Annotated in this window: 19 protein-coding genes and 1 tRNA gene; 15 read left to right on the top strand and 5 right to left on the bottom strand. The window is 62.0% G+C overall.

What is annotated here, in order from left to right:
* The first annotated feature begins 70 nt into the window (after window positions 1-70).
* The 6 genes from BPHY_RS01620 to BPHY_RS01590 all read left to right on the top strand — a co-directional run bounded on the left by BPHY_RS01620 (window position 71) and on the right by BPHY_RS01590 (window position 5755).
* Window positions 71-1588 carry an RNA polymerase factor sigma-54 gene (locus tag BPHY_RS01620; protein ID WP_012399745.1) on the top strand — a complete coding sequence of 506 codons (1518 nt, stop codon included), beginning with the start codon at window positions 71-73 and terminating at the stop codon, window positions 1586-1588.
* A 173-nt stretch (window positions 1589-1761) separates the two neighbouring features.
* The gene (hpf, locus tag BPHY_RS01615) at window positions 1762-2121 is read left to right on the top strand and encodes a ribosome hibernation-promoting factor, HPF/YfiA family (RefSeq protein ID WP_012399744.1); all 360 of its coding nucleotides are present in this window, start codon (window positions 1762-1764) and stop codon (window positions 2119-2121) included.
* 249 nt (window positions 2122-2370) lie between these two features.
* On the top strand, window positions 2371-2886 hold the full coding sequence (locus BPHY_RS01605) for a PTS sugar transporter subunit IIA (RefSeq protein ID WP_012399743.1): 516 nt from the start codon (window positions 2371-2373) through the stop codon (window positions 2884-2886).
* A 234-nt stretch (window positions 2887-3120) separates the two neighbouring features.
* Window positions 3121-4089, top strand: a complete 969-nt coding sequence (gene hprK, locus BPHY_RS01600; RefSeq protein WP_007579699.1) for an HPr(Ser) kinase/phosphatase — start codon at window positions 3121-3123, stop codon at window positions 4087-4089.
* A gap of 77 nt (window positions 4090-4166) precedes the next feature.
* Window positions 4167-5060, top strand: coding sequence for an RNase adapter RapZ (rapZ, locus tag BPHY_RS01595; protein WP_012399742.1), 894 nt, complete (start codon window positions 4167-4169; stop codon window positions 5058-5060).
* 59 nt (window positions 5061-5119) lie between these two features.
* A complete protein-coding gene (locus BPHY_RS01590) occupies window positions 5120-5755 on the top strand; it encodes an LON peptidase substrate-binding domain-containing protein (protein ID WP_012399741.1) in 636 nt (211 codons plus the stop codon).
* A gap of 10 nt (window positions 5756-5765) precedes the next feature.
* Here BPHY_RS01590 and mutY read toward each other — a convergent pair whose 3' ends face one another.
* Both mutY and mutM read right to left on the bottom strand, forming a co-directional pair.
* Entirely contained in the window at window positions 5766-6875 is a 1110-nt protein-coding gene (mutY, locus tag BPHY_RS01585) for an A/G-specific adenine glycosylase (RefSeq protein WP_012399740.1), read from the bottom strand.
* A gap of 7 nt (window positions 6876-6882) precedes the next feature.
* The gene (gene mutM / locus BPHY_RS01580; protein WP_012399739.1) at window positions 6883-7713 is read right to left on the bottom strand and encodes a bifunctional DNA-formamidopyrimidine glycosylase/DNA-(apurinic or apyrimidinic site) lyase; all 831 of its coding nucleotides are present in this window, start codon (window positions 7711-7713) and stop codon (window positions 6883-6885) included.
* An 87-nt stretch (window positions 7714-7800) separates the two neighbouring features.
* Here mutM and BPHY_RS01575 point away from each other — a divergent pair, with 87 nt between their 5' ends.
* The 8 genes from BPHY_RS01575 to hisC all read left to right on the top strand — a co-directional run bounded on the left by BPHY_RS01575 (window position 7801) and on the right by hisC (window position 14936).
* A complete protein-coding gene (locus tag BPHY_RS01575; RefSeq protein WP_012399738.1) occupies window positions 7801-9642 on the top strand; it encodes a tetratricopeptide repeat protein in 1842 nt (613 codons plus the stop codon).
* The gene (gene lolB, locus BPHY_RS01570; RefSeq protein WP_012399737.1) at window positions 9642-10274 is read left to right on the top strand and encodes a lipoprotein insertase outer membrane protein LolB; all 633 of its coding nucleotides are present in this window, start codon (window positions 9642-9644) and stop codon (window positions 10272-10274) included. Before BPHY_RS01575 ends, lolB begins: the two co-directional genes overlap by 1 nt.
* A 26-nt stretch (window positions 10275-10300) precedes the next feature.
* Window positions 10301-11182: a 4-(cytidine 5'-diphospho)-2-C-methyl-D-erythritol kinase gene (gene ispE / locus BPHY_RS01565; RefSeq protein ID WP_012399736.1), complete on the top strand. Its 882-nt coding sequence runs from the start codon at window positions 10301-10303 to the stop codon at window positions 11180-11182.
* Between the two features lie 51 nt (window positions 11183-11233).
* Window positions 11234-11310, top strand: a tRNA-Gln gene (locus tag BPHY_RS01560).
* A 47-nt stretch (window positions 11311-11357) separates the two neighbouring features.
* On the top strand, window positions 11358-12314 hold the full coding sequence (locus tag BPHY_RS01555) for a ribose-phosphate pyrophosphokinase (protein WP_012399735.1): 957 nt from the start codon (window positions 11358-11360) through the stop codon (window positions 12312-12314).
* 156 nt (window positions 12315-12470) lie between these two features.
* Window positions 12471-13082: a 50S ribosomal protein L25/general stress protein Ctc gene (locus BPHY_RS01550; RefSeq protein ID WP_012399734.1), complete on the top strand. Its 612-nt coding sequence runs from the start codon at window positions 12471-12473 to the stop codon at window positions 13080-13082.
* A gap of 120 nt (window positions 13083-13202) precedes the next feature.
* The gene (gene pth / locus BPHY_RS01545; RefSeq protein ID WP_012399733.1) at window positions 13203-13805 is read left to right on the top strand and encodes an aminoacyl-tRNA hydrolase; all 603 of its coding nucleotides are present in this window, start codon (window positions 13203-13205) and stop codon (window positions 13803-13805) included.
* A gap of 39 nt (window positions 13806-13844) precedes the next feature.
* Window positions 13845-14936, top strand: coding sequence for a histidinol-phosphate transaminase (gene hisC / locus BPHY_RS01540; protein WP_012399732.1), 1092 nt, complete (start codon window positions 13845-13847; stop codon window positions 14934-14936).
* Between the two features lie 69 nt (window positions 14937-15005).
* Here hisC and BPHY_RS01535 read toward each other — a convergent pair whose 3' ends face one another.
* The 3 genes from BPHY_RS01535 to rsmD all read right to left on the bottom strand — a co-directional run bounded on the left by BPHY_RS01535 (window position 15006) and on the right by rsmD (window position 16648).
* On the bottom strand, window positions 15006-15263 hold the full coding sequence (locus BPHY_RS01535; RefSeq protein WP_012399731.1) for a YfhL family 4Fe-4S dicluster ferredoxin: 258 nt from the start codon (window positions 15261-15263) through the stop codon (window positions 15006-15008).
* Between the two features lie 146 nt (window positions 15264-15409).
* Window positions 15410-15916, bottom strand: a complete 507-nt coding sequence (gene coaD / locus BPHY_RS01530) for a pantetheine-phosphate adenylyltransferase (protein WP_012399730.1) — start codon at window positions 15914-15916, stop codon at window positions 15410-15412.
* A gap of 117 nt (window positions 15917-16033) precedes the next feature.
* Entirely contained in the window at window positions 16034-16648 is a 615-nt protein-coding gene (rsmD, locus tag BPHY_RS01525; protein WP_012399729.1) for a 16S rRNA (guanine(966)-N(2))-methyltransferase RsmD, read from the bottom strand.
* Window positions 16649-16972: 324 nt separating this feature from the next.
* Between rsmD and ftsY the strand changes: the two genes are divergently transcribed.
* On the top strand, window positions 16973-18151 hold the full coding sequence (ftsY, locus tag BPHY_RS01520) for a signal recognition particle-docking protein FtsY (RefSeq protein ID WP_012399728.1): 1179 nt from the start codon (window positions 16973-16975) through the stop codon (window positions 18149-18151).
* Window positions 18152-18178: the final 27 nt, after the last annotated feature.

Raw genomic sequence — 18178 nt, 5'->3', positions numbered from 1 at the left:
CACGCGTTTTTGCGGGTGTCGGAAGGTATCGCGGTCGTGGCAAACTCTCTACAATGATTCACACATTGCCATGAAAGCCAGCCTCCAACTCCGCCTGTCGCAGCATCTTGCGCTGACACCACAACTGCAACAGTCCATCCGGCTGCTGCAGCTGTCTACGCTCGAACTGCAACAGGAAGTCTCGATGGCGATCGCCCAGAATCCGCTGCTCGAAGCGGAGGACGATTGGATCGCGAGCCCGTTGCGCGTCGCCGCTGACGGCACCGTGATCGCGCAAACAGCGCAGAATGCCGCGCCGGAGGAAATGTCCGGCGCGCCGCCGTCTTCGGCGTCCACGTCTTCGAGCGAAAGCTCGGATAACGCCGAGCCGCAGGGCGTCGACGAGTACAACGGGCTGGGTTCGGACGCGAATGGCGATTCGAGCCAGTGGAATCTCGACGACTACGGCCGTTCGGGCAACGCATCGGACGACGACGATCTGCCGCCGCTGCAAATCCACGAATCGACCACCACGCTGCGCGATCACCTGACTGCTCAACTTCGCGTGACGCAGGCCAGCCCGCGCGACCGCGCGCTCGTCACGTTCCTGATCGAATCGCTCGACGACGACGGCTATCTGACGGCCACGTTCGACGAAATACTGGCCGACCTGCCCGAAGAGCTCGAAGTCGATACCGACGAACTGAACGCAGCACTCGCATTGCTGCATAGCTTCGATCCCGCGGGCGTCGGCGCGCGCTCGGCGTCCGAATGCCTGCGGCTGCAGCTGTGCCGGCTCGATCCGTCGCCCACGCGCACGCTCGCACTCGACATCGTCGCACATCACCTCGAACTGCTCGCCGCACGCGACTTCACGCGTCTGCGCAAGTACCTGAAGGCCAGCGACGACGATCTGCGCGACGCCCACGCATTGATCCGCTCGCTCGAACCTTTCCCGGGCGCAGCATACGGCAAGGCCGAAGCCGACTACGTCGTGCCCGACATCATGGTGCGCAGAACGGCACAGGGGTGGCAGGCAGAACTGAATCCGGAAGTCGTACCGAAGCTGCGTATCAACCATCTGTACGCGAATATCCTGCGCAACAATCGCGGCGATCCGGGCAGCGGTTCGCTGCGGCAGCAACTGCAGGAAGCACGCTGGTTGATCAAGAACATCCAGCAACGCTTCGAAACGATTCTGCGCGTGGCACAGGCTATTGTGGAGCGTCAAAAGAACTTTTTCGCCCACGGCGAAATTGCCATGCGCCCCTTGGTTTTGCGGGAAATAGCTGATACGCTGGGTTTACACGAGTCGACGGTCTCGCGTGTGACAACCGGCAAGTACATGCTCACCCCATTCGGGACGCTTGAATTTAAGTACTTCTTCGGATCGCACGTGTCTACCGACACGGGGGGCGCGGCCTCTTCCACGGCCATTCGCGCACTCATCAAGCAACTGATAGGAGCAGAAGACACCAAATCTCCTCTTTCAGACAGCCGCATTGCCGAACTGCTGGCGGAACAGGGTTTCGTCGTCGCGCGCCGTACTGTTGCGAAATACCGCGAAGCACTGAAGATCCCGGCAGTCAATCTGCGCAAGTCTCTGTAGCCCGCTACCTCCTGTGGCGGGCATTTTCCGGCCGCACCGCTGTTTGGCGGAGCAGGCTGGCCGATGCGACCTGCCAGTAGCCTGTCAACGGGGGACAGCGTGGCGGATTGCGAGATCGACCGGCGCTCGCGCGATTCATGCGGACCAGGCGGCCACTAGCTTGGAGAAGCACTATGAATCTGAAGATCAGTGGACACCATCTCGATGTAACGCCAGCGTTGCGAGAATACGTGATCACCAAACTAGACAGGGTGCTAAGACATTTCGATCAGGTGATCGATGGCAGTGTGGTCCTCTCGGTCGACAACCACAAGGAAAAGGAAAAGAGACAAAAGGTTGAAATCAACCTGCATCTGAAGGGCAAGGACATTTTCGTGGAAAGCTGTGATGGCGACCTGTACGCCGCGATCGACCTGATGATCGACAAGCTCGACCGCCAGGTCATTCGTCACAAGGATCGTCTGCAGGGCCATCAACACGAAGCGATCAAGTATCAACCGCTAGCCGCACAACCTGAAGTGCCACCGCAATAAGCCGCTTAGAGGCTTATCCTTGACCCCGCGAAACCGCCCTACATCGGGCGGTTTTTTGTTTGAGAGCGCATCGCCGCCCAAATCTTCGAGTCATGGCGCGGCGCACCATAGCTCGCTACCCTGTTCTATAATAAATCGGTTACCTTCGGGGTCTTTGTCCAGCCCGAGTCCTGCACAAAGGGATCATTGCGGGTCTCAAGAGCAGGGCTCATCGCGCATCGCTGGATTCGCCATGAGCAGCTGACCGGCATGGAACGCTTATCAAACGCCACAGCGAGGAGAATCCAGGCGACCTTTGCGCCTGTCAACATGAATCGTTTAGCCAAATATCTTCCCCTCGAAAACGTCGTCGTCGGCCTGGCCGTTACCAGCAAGAAGCGCGTATTCGAGCAAGCGGGCCTGATCTTCGAAAACCAGAACGGCATCGCCCGCAGCACGGTGACTGACAATCTGTTCGCACGCGAGCGTCTCGGTTCGACGGGGCTCGGCGAAGGCGTCGCGATCCCGCACGGCCGCATCAAGGGCCTCAAGCAGCCGCTGGCCGCGTTCGTGCGGCTCGCCGACGCGATCCCGTTCGAATCGCCGGACGGCCAGCCTGTGTCGCTGCTCATCTTTCTGCTGGTCCCCGAACAGGCGACGCAACAGCACCTTGAAATCCTGTCGGAGATCGCCCAACTGTTGTCGGATCGCGAGGCACGCGAACGGCTGCATACAGAAGAAGATCGCGAGGCGTTGCATCGCCTGCTCACTCAGTGGCAACCTTGACATATCAGCGGACGGGAGCCGGCGGAAACACGGCGCTTTGGCGCCGCGTTTGATTCGACGCTCGCAACGAGGTCTGCCGTACGGGCGTTGCATGGCGTCGAGCACCTCCCGCACGGCATGAAAGTGGGCGGCGTCCAGCGCGCAGCGAGCGGCTTATAGCGTTACACGGCAGCACGAGAGCAGCACGAGAGCAGCACCCTAGCGGCACATACGAGGTCAGGGAGTCAGGGATTCATGGATACGTCCAGCATCAACGCCCAAAGCATTTTCGACGACAACGCCGCCGCGCTGAAACTCAGCTGGCTGACGGGGCATGAGGGCTGGGAGCGTGGCTTCTCGGCGGAAACCGTTGCAACCGCAACGTCCAGTGCCGACCTCGTCGGCCACCTCAACCTGATCCACCCGAACCGGATCCAGGTGCTCGGCGAAGCCGAAACCAATTACTACCAGCGTCAGTCCGACGAAGACCGCTCGCGCCACATGGCCGAGCTGATCGCGCTCGAACCGCCGTTCCTCGTGGTCGCTGGCGGCGTCGCCGCGCCGCCAGAACTGGTCCTGCGCTGCACGCGCTCGTCGACGCCGCTCTTCACCACACCGATGTCGCCCGCTGCCGTCATCGACAGCTTGCGCCTCTACATGTCGCGCATCCTTGCACCGCGCGCAACGCTGCACGGCGTGTTTCTCGACATTCTCGGCATGGGGGTGCTGCTTACGGGCGACTCGGGGCTCGGCAAGAGCGAACTGGGTCTCGAACTTATTTCCCGCGGCCACGGCCTGGTTGCCGACGACGCAGTCGATTTCGTGCGCCTCGGCCCCGACTTCGTCGAAGGCCGCTGCCCGCCGCTGCTGCAGAATCTGCTCGAAGTCCGCGGCCTCGGTCTGCTCGACATCAAGACGATCTTCGGTGAAACGGCCGTGCGCCGGAAAATGAAGCTGAAGCTGATCGTGCAGCTGGTGCGTCGCCCGGACGGCGAATTCCAGCGGCTGCCGCTGGAAAGCCAGACCGTGGACGTGCTCGGTCTGCCCATCAGCAAGGTCACGATTCAAGTGGCGGCAGGCCGAAACCTCGCCGTGCTGGTCGAAGCAGCCGTGCGCAATACGATCCTGCAGTTGCGCGGCATCGACACGTTGCGCGACTTCATGGACCGTCAGCGCCTGGCCATGCAAGATCCCGACAGCCAGTTTCCCGGCAAGCTGATCTGACTCGATACGCGCGACGCCGCGGCGGCACAGCGGGTAACTGCGGATGCTATGATGAACCCAACGGATTCCACGACTCCATGCGCATTATCCTCATCACCGGCATCTCCGGCTCCGGCAAGTCTGTTGCATTGAACGCGTTGGAAGACGCGGGCTACTACTGCGTCGACAATCTGCCGCCGCGCTTTCTGCCCGAGCTGGCCACGTACCTCGCGGGCGACGGCAAGGACCGGCTCGCGGTGGCGATCGACGCGCGCTCGGGCGCCTCGCTCGACGACATGCCGCAAATGATCCGCGACCTTTCGGGCCAGCACGACGTACGGGTACTTTTCCTGAATGCCAGCACCCAAGCCCTGATCCAGCGCTTTTCCGAAACCCGCCGCCGCCATCCGCTCTCGGGCTCGCCCGCGCACGATGCCGACGTCGGCCTGCTGACGTCGCTTGCCGAAGCGATCGAACGCGAACGCGAACTCGTCGCGGGGCTCGCCGAGTTCGGCCACCAGATCGATACCAGCAACCTGCGGGCAAACGTTTTACGCATGTGGGTCAAGCGTTTCATCGAACAGGAGCATACGGGCCTCGCGCTGATGTTCGAGTCGTTCGGCTTCAAGCGGGGGGTCCCGCTCGACGCCGACTTCGTGTTCGACGTGCGCACGCTGCCCAATCCTTATTACGACCGCGAACTGCGGCCCCTGACCGGGCTCGACAGGCCCGTCATCGATTTTCTCGAGGCATTGCCCGTCGTCCAGCAGATGATGGGCGACATCGAATCGTTCCTGCAGAAGTGGCTGCCCGGTTTCCGCGACGACAATCGCAGTTATCTCACCGTTGCAATCGGCTGTACGGGCGGACAGCACCGCTCGGTATTCATCGCGGAAACGCTGGCCGCGCGTTTCGCGAGCGAAGGGAACGTGATAGTGCGGCATCGCGATGCGCCGATCGACGTCGACGACTCATCGAAACTGGTCGCCTGAAGGGTTCCGATGGTGGCTTGACCGGCCGCTCGGAGCGGCCCTAACCGAAGCGTTGCGCCATGTCCTCTACACCGTCCGTGCTTGCCGATGTGCCGCTGTTTCCCTTGCACACAGTCCTCTTTCCCGATGGACTGCTGCCGCTGAAAATCTTCGAGGCTCGCTATCTCGACATGGCGCGCGATTGCCTGCGCGACGAGACGTCGTTTGGCGTGTGTCTGTTGAAGAGCGGCGCAGAAGTCGCCCAGCCCAATGAACCGGCCGTGCCGGAGACGATCGGTTGTCTCGCGAAGATCGACGTGTGCGACGTCGACGAGTTCGGCATGCTGTTGATCCGCGCGCGCGGCACCGAGCGGATCCGTCTGCTGTCGCATCGAGTCGAATCGAGTGGCCTGCTGGTCGGCATGGCCGAACTGATCGGCAGCGATGTGCCGCTCGAAGGCACGCAGCAGATGGAAAAATTCGGCGCGTGCGCGGAAGTGCTCGAGCGCATCATCGCGACGATCCGCGAACGCGATCCGGAAAGCCTGCCGTTCCTCGAACCGTTCAGACTCGACGATCCGACGTGGGTTTCCAACCGTTTGTCCGAAGTGCTGCCCATTGCATTGAAAGCGCGGCAAAAGCTGATGGAACTACAAGACGCCGGCGCGCGCATCGACGTCGTGCATCACTACATGCAGCAGCATCAACTGCTGTAACGGCAGCGCTTCAGATCAGCGAGCCCTGCAGTGCTTCCAGCAGCTTGCGCACGGGCGCCGGCACGCCGTACGCGTCGAGTTCGTTCAGCGACATCCACGCGGTGTCGGCATCGCGCGCGCTCACGGTCTTCGACGCATGATCGAACTCAGCGATGCGCGGTTCGATCTCGAGCCTGAAGTGCGTGAATACATGCGTGAGCGGCGCGAGCGGCGATACAGCGGCGCGCGCGCCCAAGTCGCGCGCGAGTTGCGAGAGCGCATCTTCACCCGCCGCTTCCGGAAGACTCCACAAGCCGCCCCAGATGCCCGACGGCGGGCGCTTTTCCAGCATCACCGAATCGCCATCGCGCAACAGGAGCATCCACGTGCGTCGCGTCGGCACCGTCTTTTTCGGGCGCGCGGCTGGCAATTCGCGCTGACGCCCCGTCACGTGAGCCACGCAATCGACCGCGAACGGACAGCGCACGCAATCCGGCTTGCCGCGCGCACACAGCGTCGCGCCGAAGTCCATCAGGCCCTGCGTGTAGGCGCTGATGTCGTCGTCCGTCGCGTTGACGGGCAGCAACGATTCCGCCAGCAGCCACATGCCGTTCTCGACTTTCTTCTCGCCCGGATAACCTTCCACGCCGAACACTCGCGCGAGCACGCGCTTCACGTTGCCGTCGAGAATCGTCGCGCGTGCGCCGAACGCGAATGACGCAATCGCGGCAGCCGTCGAGCGTCCGATGCCCGGCAACTCCGCCAGCGCGTCGACGGATTCGGGAAAACGGCCGCCATGCTGCTCGACGACGACCTGCGCGCAGCGATGCAGATTTCGCGCGCGCGTGTAGTAGCCGAGACCGGCCCACAAGGTCATCACGTCATCCGCGGGCGCCGACGCGAGCGCGGCGACATCCGGAAAACGCGCGAGAAAACGCGCGTAGTACGGGATCACCGTCGACACCTGCGTCTGCTGCAACATGATTTCCGACAGCCAGATACGGTATGGATCGCGCGTGTTCTGCCATGGCAGATCGTGACGGCCGTGTTCGCGCTGCCATGCGATCAGGCGCACAGAGAAATCGGATAGTGCGGGTATCGTCGAACGAGGGGCGGACGAAACGGGAGCGGAAACGGACATGAACGGCTCAGCGCTGACAGGTCGGACAGTAGTAAGTGGAGCGTTGGCCCTGCACGATCTGTTTGATCGGCGTGCCGCACACGCGGCATGGCTGACCCGCGCGATCATAGACGAAATAGTCGAGCTGGAAGTAGCCGCTTTCGCCGTTGCTGCCCACGAAGTCGCGCAACGTGCTGCCGCCCTTTTCGATCGCGGCGGCCAGCGTGACGCGCACGGCGTCTGCAAGCAGATCGTACCGAACGAGCGAGATCCGACCGGCGGGCGTGGTCGGCCTGATGCCGGCACGAAACAGGCTTTCAGAAGCGTAAATGTTGCCCACACCGACGACGATCTCGCCCGCAAGCAACGCCTGCTTCACCGACACCTTGCGTCCGCGTGTCTTCCGATGCAGCAGCGCGCCTGAAAACGACGGTGCGAACGGCTCGACACCCAGGTCGGCCAGCAGCGGATGATCGAGAACATCGCCTGCCGAGCGCGGGTGCCATAACACAGCGCCGAAGCGTCGCGGGTCGCGGAAGCGCAAAATGAAGTCATCGAAGATCCAGTCAACGTGATCATGCTTCGCCGCTGCAGGCGGATGCGGTACGTTGCGCAGGACCCTGAGCGTTCCTGTCATGCCGAGATGAACGATGAACCAGCCTTCGTCGATTTCAAAGAGCAGATATTTGCCGCGCCGTTCCACCTTTCGGACCAGCCGGCCGTGCAGAAGACGCGCGAACCCCGGCGGAATCGGCCAGCGCAACGCGGGCGTGCGCACGTCCACGCGTTCGACGCGGCGGCCCGCGACGTAAGGTTCGATTCCTCGTCGGGTAACCTCAACTTCTGGCAACTCTGGCATGTCTAACTGGTCTGCAACTTGCGTGAGTGGTTATGCGCTTATTGTAGCGAGCGCGTTACAATCGACCGAAACATTGAACGGATTTGTATGAACCTGTCCATCGTTAAGCAGTTTCTGAAGCGCCGGGCCCGTGCAAACAGCGTGCCGCACGCCGTTTCCGCGCGCCGGTTGCTGGGCGCCGCCGCCCTTGCAGCGTGGACGCTCGCCGCCTTGCCGGCGCATGCGCAGGATCCGTCGCCCGATACGGATGACAACTCCGTCTCCGTGCAGGACGCTTTCGGACCCGATTCCGCCGAAGAAAAAACCAATCTGCCCAACGTCGTGCTGTCGAGCCAGATCGTATTCCAGGTGCTCGCTGCGGAAGTGGCGTTGCAACGCAATCAGCCGGCGCCCGCGTATCAAACCTATCTCTCGCTTGCGCGCGACACGCACGATCCACGCATGGCGCAGCGCGCGACAGAAATCGCGCTAGCCGCACAGAGCCCGTCCGATGCGCTGGCCGCCGCGCAACTGTGGCAAGAGTATGCGCCGCAATCGGAACGTGCCGCGCAACTCGATGCATCGCTGCTCGTGCTGTCAGGCAAACCAGATGACGCGAAGCCGATGCTTGCCAAAGAACTTGCGAAGATTCCGCCGGAAAACCGCGGCAACGGCATTCTCGCGCTGCAACTGCTGATTTCCCGCGGACCGAATCGCGTGGGCGGCCTGCACGTGCTGCAGGATCTGCTCGCCAACGACATGAACCGCCCCGAGGCTCAATTCGCGATCGCCCGTCAGCAGCTGATCGCGGACGACGCGCCCGGTGCGCGTAAATCGCTCGAACAGGCGCTCAAGCTGAAGCCCGACTATCTGCCCGCAGCGTTGATGCTGTCGCAGATGGGACCGGAAGAGCGCAAGGAGGGCATCGCATCGCTCGAGAAATACGTCCAGGCGAATCCGAAATCGCATGAAGCGCGGCTCGCGCTCGCGCAAATGTATCTTGCGAGCGATCGGCTCGACGACGCACAGAAACAGTTCGAGTTCATGCAAAAGGACAACCCGAACGATCTGACGCCGTTGATGGCACTCGCGCTCATCAAGATCCAGCAAAAGAACCTGCCCGAAGCGCAGAACTATCTGCAGCAGTACGCTCAAAAGGCCGAGAAGACGCCGGGTGCGGATGCGGGCCAGGCGTACATCTATCTCGCGCAACTGTCGCTCGAACAGAAGGATACGGCGGGCGCGAGCCGCTGGCTCGACAAGATCTCTGCGACGAGCACGCAGTACATCCCCGCGCAGATCACGCGTGCGCAACTGCTTCAACGTCAGGGCAAGGTCGACGATGCGCGCAAGTTGCTCGCCGGCATTCGCGCGCAGGATCCGCGCGAGCAGGCGCTAATCGCACGCACCGACGCCGCGATTCTGTTCGACGCAAAGCGCTATCAGGAAGCCGAGACACGCCTCGCCCAAGCGACGGGCGACTTCCCGGATGACCCCGATCTGACGTATGACTACGCGATGGCCGCCGAAAAGAACGGCCATTACGACGTGATGGAAACGCAATTGCGCAAGCTGATGCGCACGCAACCGGATAATGCGCAGGCGTACAACGCGCTTGGCTATTCGCTCGCGGACCGCGGACAACGTCTGCAGGAAGCGGACAAGCTGGTCGAGAAGGCGCTGTCGCTGTCGCCGAACGATGCGTTCATCATGGACAGCGTCGGCTGGGTCAAGTACCGGCTCGGCGATACGTCGGATGCGATTCGCGTGCTGCGCAAGGCGTACGATCTGCAGCCGAACGCCGAAATCGGCGCGCATCTCGGCGAAGTGCTGTGGAAGAGCGGCGACCAGGATCAGGCGCGCGCTGCGTGGCGCGATGCCCGCAAGCTCGAACCCGACAACGATACGCTCGTCAAGACGCTCAAACGTTTTCAGGTGAACGATCTCTGATGCACTTTTCTTTTCCCGTGTTTTCCTCTCCGGCGCCGCGTCGCGCGGCGCTGGGTCTCGCAACGGCAGCCATCCTCGCGTTGTCGGGCTGTGCCTCCGTCAAGCCGCAGGGCCCGTCGACCTCGAATGCGGCAACGGCCGTCACTGCGCAGACGAGCCGCGCCTATCACGGCCGCTTTGCCGTTCAGTATGTGGACCAGAACGGTCAGCAGCGCAATGCGTACGGCAACTTCGACTGGCAGGAACGCGGCGACACCGTCACGCTGCAGCTGCGCAATCCGCTTGGACAGACAATGGCGATCGTCACGTCGTCGCCGTCGGCGGCCACGCTCGAGTTGCCGAACCGTCAGCCATTGACGGCCGATAACGTGTCCACGCTGATGCAGAACGCACTCGGATTCTCGCTGCCTGTCGAAGGTCTGCGCTACTGGCTGCAGCCGTCGGTTGCACCGACATCGAAGGCGAAGACCGAGAAAGATCCGCAACAGGTATCGCGTCTGAAGGAAATCGAACAGGACGGGTGGACGATCGACTACATCGCCTATGCCGATGCGCCTGCAACCGGCGTGAAGCGCGTGAATCTCGCGCGCACCGAACCACCGCTCGACATCAAGCTCGTGCTCGACCAGTAACCTGCACGCGTGCTTTGCAAAGACTCATGATCGAAACGAACGACTCGCTGCGCGACTGTCTCGCTCCAGCGAAGCTGAACCTCTTCCTGCACATCACCGGCCGTCTGCCGAACGGGTATCACGCGTTGCAGACAGTGTTCCAGTTGCTCGACTGGGGCGACACGCTGCACTTCACGCGTCGGGATGACGGCGCGATCACGCGCGGCACCGATATCGTCGATGTTCCCGCCGACGCCGACCTCACCGTGCGCGCCGCGAAGCTGCTCAAGGAACACACGGGGACGCGCGAAGGCGTGAACATCGAAATCGACAAGCGCCTGCCGATGGGTGCGGGTCTCGGCGGCGGCAGCTCCGATGCGGCGACAACGCTGCTCGCGCTGAACCGTCTATGGAAGCTGAATCTGCCGCGCGCCGAATTGCAGGTGCTCTCGGTGAAACTGGGCGCAGATGTGCCGTTCTTCGTGTTCGGAAAAAATGCCTTCGCGGAGGGTATCGGAGAGGAACTGGAGCAGGTACAATTGCCGCCGCGCCACTTCCTGGTGGTGACACCGAGGGTTCATGTTCCAACGTCAGCGATTTTTTCTGAAAAAGAGTTGACAAGAGATACGAAGCCCCTCACAATAGCAGACTTTCTTGCACAGCATAGTTGCAGCGCAGAATGGCCAGACAGCTTCGGCCGGAATGACATGCAGCAGGTTGTCGCAGGGAAATACGCGGAAGTTGCGCAGGTGCTTAGATGGTTTGACAACATCGCGCCGGCGCGGATGACAGGATCAGGTGCAAGTGTTTTTGCAGCGTTCCGTAGCAAAGATGAAGCAGTCGCGGCGCATGCCAAACTGCCAGTCGGATGGAGCGGTGCAGTAACAGCAAGTCTCGATACGCATCCACTCTTTGCTTTCGCGGCATAAGTTTCGCCTCGCTGAATGGCCTACACATTCAGTGAAGCTCAAAGTTAGTGTAGGGGAGTCGCCAAGTTGGTCAAGGCACCGGATTTTGATTCCGGCATGCGAGGGTTCGAGTCCTTCCTCCCCTGCCATAAATTCTCGCAGTTCCTCGCCTCCCACAGCCTGAAGCAGGTGCATGATGAGCAGCCATGACGGCCTGATGGTTTTTACTGGCAACGCAAATCCCGCGCTTGCACAGGAAGTCGTCAAAATCCTCGGTATTCCCCTCGGCAAAGCAATGGTCTCCCGGTTCTCCGATGGCGAGATCCAGGTCGAGATTCAGGAAAACGTGCGTGGCAAGGACGTCTTCGTCCTTCAGTCCACCTGCGCGCCGACCAACGACAATCTGATGGAACTGATGATCATGGTCGATGCGCTCAAGCGCGCATCCGCAGGCCGGATCACCGCAGCCATCCCCTACTTCGGCTATGCCCGTCAGGATCGACGCCCGCGTTCGGCGCGCGTCGCCATCTCGGCGAAGGTCGTGGCGAACATGCTGGAAATCGCTGGCGTCGAGCGGATCATCACGATGGATCTGCACGCTGACCAGATTCAAGGCTTCTTCGACATCCCCGTCGACAACATCTACGCAACGCCCGTTCTGCTCGGCGACCTGCGCAAGCAGAATCACGAGAACCTGCTGGTCGTGTCGCCGGACGTCGGCGGCGTAGTCCGCGCCCGCGCGCTGGCCAAGCAGCTGAACTGCGATCTGGCGATCATCGACAAGCGCCGTCCAAAGGCGAACGTCGCTGAAGTGATGAACATCATCGGCGAAGTCGAAGGTCGTACCTGCGTGATCATGGACGACATGGTCGATACGGCAGGCACGCTCTGCAAGGCGGCGCAAGTGCTGAAGGAGCGCGGCGCGACGAAGGTGTTCGCGTATGCGACGCACCCGGTTCTGTCGGGCGGCGCCGGTCCGCGTATCGCTGCATCGGCGCTCGACGAACTCGTCGTCACCGACACGATTCCCCTCAGCGAAGAAGCCCGCCAGTGCGCGAAAATTCGCTCGCTGACCAGCGCCGGTCTGCTGGCCGAAACGTTCTCGCGTATCCGTCGCGGCGACTCGGTGATGTCGCTGTTCGCGGAAAGCTAAAGTATTCGCGAAGGCGCCGCACGATGAATGCGGCGCTTTTGCATATCGGCGTGGGCGAACGAAGGTTCATGCCGTTCTAACAGGGGCCTGAAGCTCTTCAAGAGCAAGCAAGGCCCCGTTTTACTGCCTGGTCGCGGGCAGATAATGGAGAAGCAAATGAAAGTCGTCGCTTTTGAGCGTAATCTGCAAGGTACGGGTGCGAGCCGCCGCCTGCGTAACTCGGGCAAGGCCCCGGGCATCGTGTACGGCGCTGGCGAACCGCAACTGATCGAACTCGATCACAACGCGCTGTGGCACGCACTGAAGAAAGAAGCATTCCACTCGTCGATCCTCGAACTGGAAGTGGCGGGCAAGTCGCAACAGGTTCTGCTGCGCGACGTGCAATACCACCCGTTCCGTCAGCTCGTGCTGCACGTGGACTTCCAGCGCGTCGACGCGAAGAAGAAGCTGCACACGAAGGTGCCGCTCCACTTCATGAATCAGGAAACCAACCCAGCTGTCAAGCTGGGTGGCGCGATCATCTCGCACGTCATCAACGAAATCGAAATCGAATGCCTGCCGGCCGCTCTGCCGGAGTTCATCGAAGTCGATCTGGCGAAGATCGAAGCGGGCCAATCCCTGCACGCAACGGACATCGCTCTGCCGGCTGGCGTCGCTCTGGTTGCGCACCTCGTCGCAGAAAACCCGGTGATCGTCTCGGCTCCGATTCCTGCTGGTGCCCAGTCGGAAGAAGCAGCAGCTGAAGGCGAAAAGCCGGCAGCTGAATAAAGCCGCTATCCTCTCGATCCGTTTCAATGGAACGGTCGACGTAACCCGCCGCGGTTCGCCCCGGCGGGTTTTTTTTCGCTTATTTCAGACTGCGCGGCCTGCCGTGCGGCTCATTCGAACATGATCAAGTTGATCGTCGGGCTCGGCAATCCGGGCGCCGAATACACCGCGACCCGGCACAACGCCGGCTTCTGGCTCATCGACCAACTCGCTCGCGAAGCGGGCACGACGTTGCGCGACGAGCGGCGCTTCCACGGTTTCTACGCGAAAGCGCGTCTTTACGGCGAAGAAGTGCATCTGCTCGAACCGATGACGTATATGAACCGCTCGGGTCAATCCGTCGTCGCGCTCGCGCATTTCTTCAAGATTCTGCCGGACCAGATTCTCGTCGCGCACGACGAACTCGATCTCCCGCCTGGCACCGTCAAGCTGAAGCTCGGCGGCGGCAGCGGCGGGCATAATGGCCTGAAGGACATATCCGCGCATCTGTCGACACAGCAGTACTGGCGGCTGCGCATCGGCATCGGCCATCCGCGCGATCTGATTCCCGACAGCGCGCGTGCCGGCGCGAAGCCCGACGTTGCGAATTTCGTGCTGAAGCCGCCGCGCAAGGAAGAGCAGGACCTGATCGACGCGTCGATCGAGCGCGCGCTGGCAGTCATGCCGGTAGTCGTCAAGGGCGAACTCGAACGCGCGATGATGCAACTGCATCGCAATCCCTGACGCGCCGCGGTGACGCGACGAAGCACAAAGGAGAGAAGCTTGAGCCGCTACTGGAGCGATATCGTTCACCGGTTGACGCCGTACGTGCCGGGCGAACAGCCCGCGCTCGCGCATCCTGTGAAGCTGAACACCAACGAGAATCCGTACCCGCCCTCGCCCGCCGTGCTGCGCGCGATCCGCGACGAACTGGGCGAGCACGCCGAGTCGCTGCGTCGCTATCCAGATCCGACCGCACGCGTATTGCGCGAAACCGTCGCTGCGCATCACGGGCTGAATGCGGACCAGGTATTCGCGGGCAACGGCTCGGATGAAGTGCTCGCCACCGTGTTTCAGGCGCTTCTCAAGCACGACAAGCCGATTCTCTTTCCGGATATCACATACAGCTTCTATCCGACTTACGCGCGTCTCTACGACGTCGAGTACCGGACGATTCCGTTGGACGACGCGTTCCAGATCCGAATCGACGACTACATGCAGCATGACGGCGAGGCGAACGGTGGCATTCTCTTCCCGAATCCCAATGCGCCGACGGGACATGCGCTGCCGCTTTCGGACATCGAACGTGTTGTCGCGGCGAATCCCGAATCAGTCGTCGTGGTCGATGAAGCCTATGTGGACTTTGGCGCGCAGTCCGCAATCTCGCTGATCGGCAAGTATCCGAACCTGCTCGTCGTGCATACGACGTCGAAGTCGCGCTCGCTCGCGGGCATGCGCGTCGGCTTTGCATTCGGCGACGTCGAGTTGATCGACGCGTTGAATCGCGTGAAGGACAGCTTCAATTCATATCCGCTCGATCGCCTCGCGCAGGCGGCAGCCACGGCTGCCTACAAGGACGACGCGTGGTTCCGCGAGTGCACGGAGAGGGTCATCGCGAGCCGGGAACGTCTGACGTCGCAGTTGACTGCACTAGGGTTCGAAGTCGTGCCGTCGTCGGCGAACTTCCTGTTCGCTCGTCATGACGGCTACGACGCCGCCACGCTCGCCGCGCAGCTCAGGGAAAAGGAAATCTTCGTGCGGCACTTCGAGTTGCCGCGCATCGACCAGCATCTGCGGATCTCGATCGGCACGGACGCCGAGTGCGATACGCTCGTGGACGCGTTGAAGGATATTCTTGGCGGGTACGTCGGCTGAGACATCAGCGATAACAAAAACGGCACCGCGTCGATTACACGCGGTGCCGCATTCAGCCAGACTAAAGAATCAGGCGCTCTTCGCGGCCTGCAGTCCGTTGTACTTCTCCATCAGTTGCTCGGCCGTCTCCAGATAGTCCGGATTGCGCGGAATGCATTCAACAGGGCACACCTGCACACATTGCGGCTCGTCGAAATGGCCGACGCATTCGGTGCACTTCTTCGGGTCGATCACATAGATTTCCGGGCCCATCGAAATCGCGTCGTTCGGGCACTCGGGCTCGCAGACGTCGCAATTGATGCACTCGTCGGTAATCATCAGGGCCATGCTGTTCTCACTTCATGCCAGCGCGCCGCTTGCTGCACGCGCCGGTCAAAACGGTCCATAATCGGCAATTTTACGCCTGTCGGATAGACCTCGCTGGGCGGCAGGTTATGCCGAGAGGCCCGCGTTTCGCCGACCGGCGCAGGCGATCACGGATTGGCGGCCCGCGCCTGCTCCAGCGCGGCGACCTTGTCCTGCAGCCGCTTTTCCACGGACGGAAATACGAACTTGCTCACATCGCCGCCCAGTTGCGCGATCTCGCGGACGATCGTGCCCGAGATGAACTGATACTGGTCGGACGGCGTCATGAACATCGTCTCGACGTCGGGCAGCAGATAGCGGTTCATGCCCGCCATCTGAAACTCATATTCGAAATCCGATACGGCACGCAGTCCGCGCACGATCACGCGCGCATTGTTGACGCGGACGAAATCCTTCAATAGCCCCTTGAAGCTCATCACCTGGACGTTCGGATAGTGGCCGAGCACTTCGTTCGCAATCTCGAGGCGCTCTTCGAGGTTGAAGAAGGGCCGCTTGTTGCGGCTATCCGCCACGCCTACCACCAGCGTGTCGAAAATGCTCGAAGCGCGACGCACGAGGTCTTCGTGACCACGCGTGAGCGGATCGAACGTACCCGGATACACGGCGACAACCATGGGATTTCTCCTCTCTACAGGCTAGAAGGCTTGCGGCAGCACGCCTCGCAGAACTCGTCTGACGACGATATCGCGCGCGTGACGGCAAACCGCCCGGCGCTTGTTATGGAACGCGCATTATTCCTCATTTTCGCGCTGCAGCAAATGATAGTGGACGGCGCCCGCCTTGCCCTGCCTGACGACTGACCAGCCCGCCAGCGCAGCAAATCCGGCCGCATCGAGCGATTGTCCCGACTCGACGTAAAGAAAGCCATTCGCGCTAACCAGCGGCACCGCGACCTCGAGCGAGCGCCCGAGCAGATCCTCACCGAACGGCGGATCGAGGAACACGACGTCGAACGAACCGGGCGCGAGGCTCGCGGCGAGCCGCAATGCGTCGGCTTCGGCGATTTCGATCGCGCCCGCCGACAGCTTCGCCTGATTCGCCCGCAGTTGCGCCGCCGCACGCGCATTGCGCTCAACCATCAGCACGCGCGCTGCGCCGCGCGATGCCGCTTCGAAACCGAGCGCGCCGCTGCCGGCAAAGAGATCGAGACAGCGCTGGCCGTCGAGCCGCTGACCCAGCCAGTTGAACAGTGTCTCGCGAACGCGGTCGGGCGTCGGGCGCAGGCCGTCGAGATCGATCACGGGCAGCGGCGTGCGCTTCCAGTCGCCGCCGATGATGCGGATTGTGTGCGCCTGGCCGCGCCCGGAGGGCGCGCTCTTTGCGCGTGCAGAAGAAGTACGGGACATGCGTGGTATGAGTTGAGCGTGCGCCCGCCGAGCGTCGGAAAAAGTAGTCGATCGGCGAGCCGGAGCGCCCACGTTACCACACGCGCGCAAGCGTACTCGCCGAGGCTCACCATGACGGTGTGCGCCTGGTCGCGATCACGACGACGCCTGACGCGCCTGATAAAATGTTCGGCTTCCAGCGCCTTGCGCGCCGGTTCGCCATGCGGCCATCGGAACGCCGATTGCCGGCCATCGCATCGCCGCATGGTCGCTCATTGCCGTTCGTCGCCACGCGTCGCCCGGCCGAAAGCAGGAATCCGGCGCAATCTCACTCCAGCCCAAACCATGTTCAGCTTTTTCAAACGATTCAAGGGTTCCAAGGCGCCCGACGACACGCCTGAAGCGTCGCAGACCGAGCGCGGCGCAGACCTCGACATGCAGGACCTGGCTGAGCCGGCAGCGCCCGCGGCGGCCCGCCCGCAAGCTCTGCCGGATTCGGCCGACGCGCCCGAATTCGATCCAGATTACGTTCCTGATGCCGCCGACTTCGAAGACGCGGACAAGGAAGCCGACGAAAGCGACGCGAACGTCGAAATTGTTCCGCCGCCCGTGCCCGAAGCGGCCGCCCGACGCTCGTGGCTCACGCGCCTGCGCAGCGGCCTGTCGAAAACGAGTTCGAGCATCACGGGCATTTTCGTCGGCACCAGGATCGACGAAGACCTGTATGAAGAACTGGAAACGGCGCTGCTGATGTCCGACGCGGGCGTCGATGCGACCGAATATCTGCTCGAAACGCTGCGCGAGAAAGTACGCAGCGAGCGCCTCACCGATCCGCAGCAGGTAAAGAGCGCGCTGCGCACGCTGCTCGTCGACCTGCTGAAGCCGCTGGAGAAGTCGCTTACGCTCGGCCATTACCATCCGACCGTGATGATGATTGCGGGCGTCAACGGCGCGGGCAAGACCACCAGCATCGGCAAGCTGGCCAAGCATATGCAACGCTTCAACCAGTCCGTGCTGCTCGCAGCGGGTGACACGTTTCGCGCCGCCGCGCGCGAACAGCTCGCGATCTGGGGAGAGCGCAATAACGTGATGGTCGTGCAACAGGAAAGCGGCGATCCCGCGGCGGTGATTTTCGATGCCGTCGGCGCGGCGCGCGCCCGCAAAATCAACGTCGTGATGGCGGACACGGCAGGCCGTCTGCCGACCCAGCTTCACTTGATGGAAGAACTGCGCAAGGTGAAGCGCGTGATCGGCAAGGCGATGGCCGGCGCGCCGCATGAAGTGCTGCTCGTCATCGATGCGAATACGGGTCAGAATGCGCTCGCGCAAGTAAAGGCATTCGACGACGCACTCGGGCTTACAGGCCTGATCGTGACGAAACTTGACGGCACGGCGAAGGGCGGCATCCTCGCGGCGATCGCGCGGCAACGCCCCGTGCCCGTGTACTTCATCGGCGTCGGCGAGAAGGTCGAGGACCTGCAGCCGTTCAGCGCCGAAGAGTTTTCAGATGCATTGCTGGGTTGATGCAATGATTGCCTGAAGGCGAGGCGA

It is taken from the genome of Paraburkholderia phymatum STM815 (assembly GCF_000020045.1).
Taxonomy (GTDB): Bacteria; Pseudomonadota; Gammaproteobacteria; order Burkholderiales; family Burkholderiaceae; genus Paraburkholderia; species Paraburkholderia phymatum.
The sequence above is the reverse complement of the archived record's forward strand: the minus strand, read 5'-3'. Positions and strand labels throughout refer to the sequence as shown.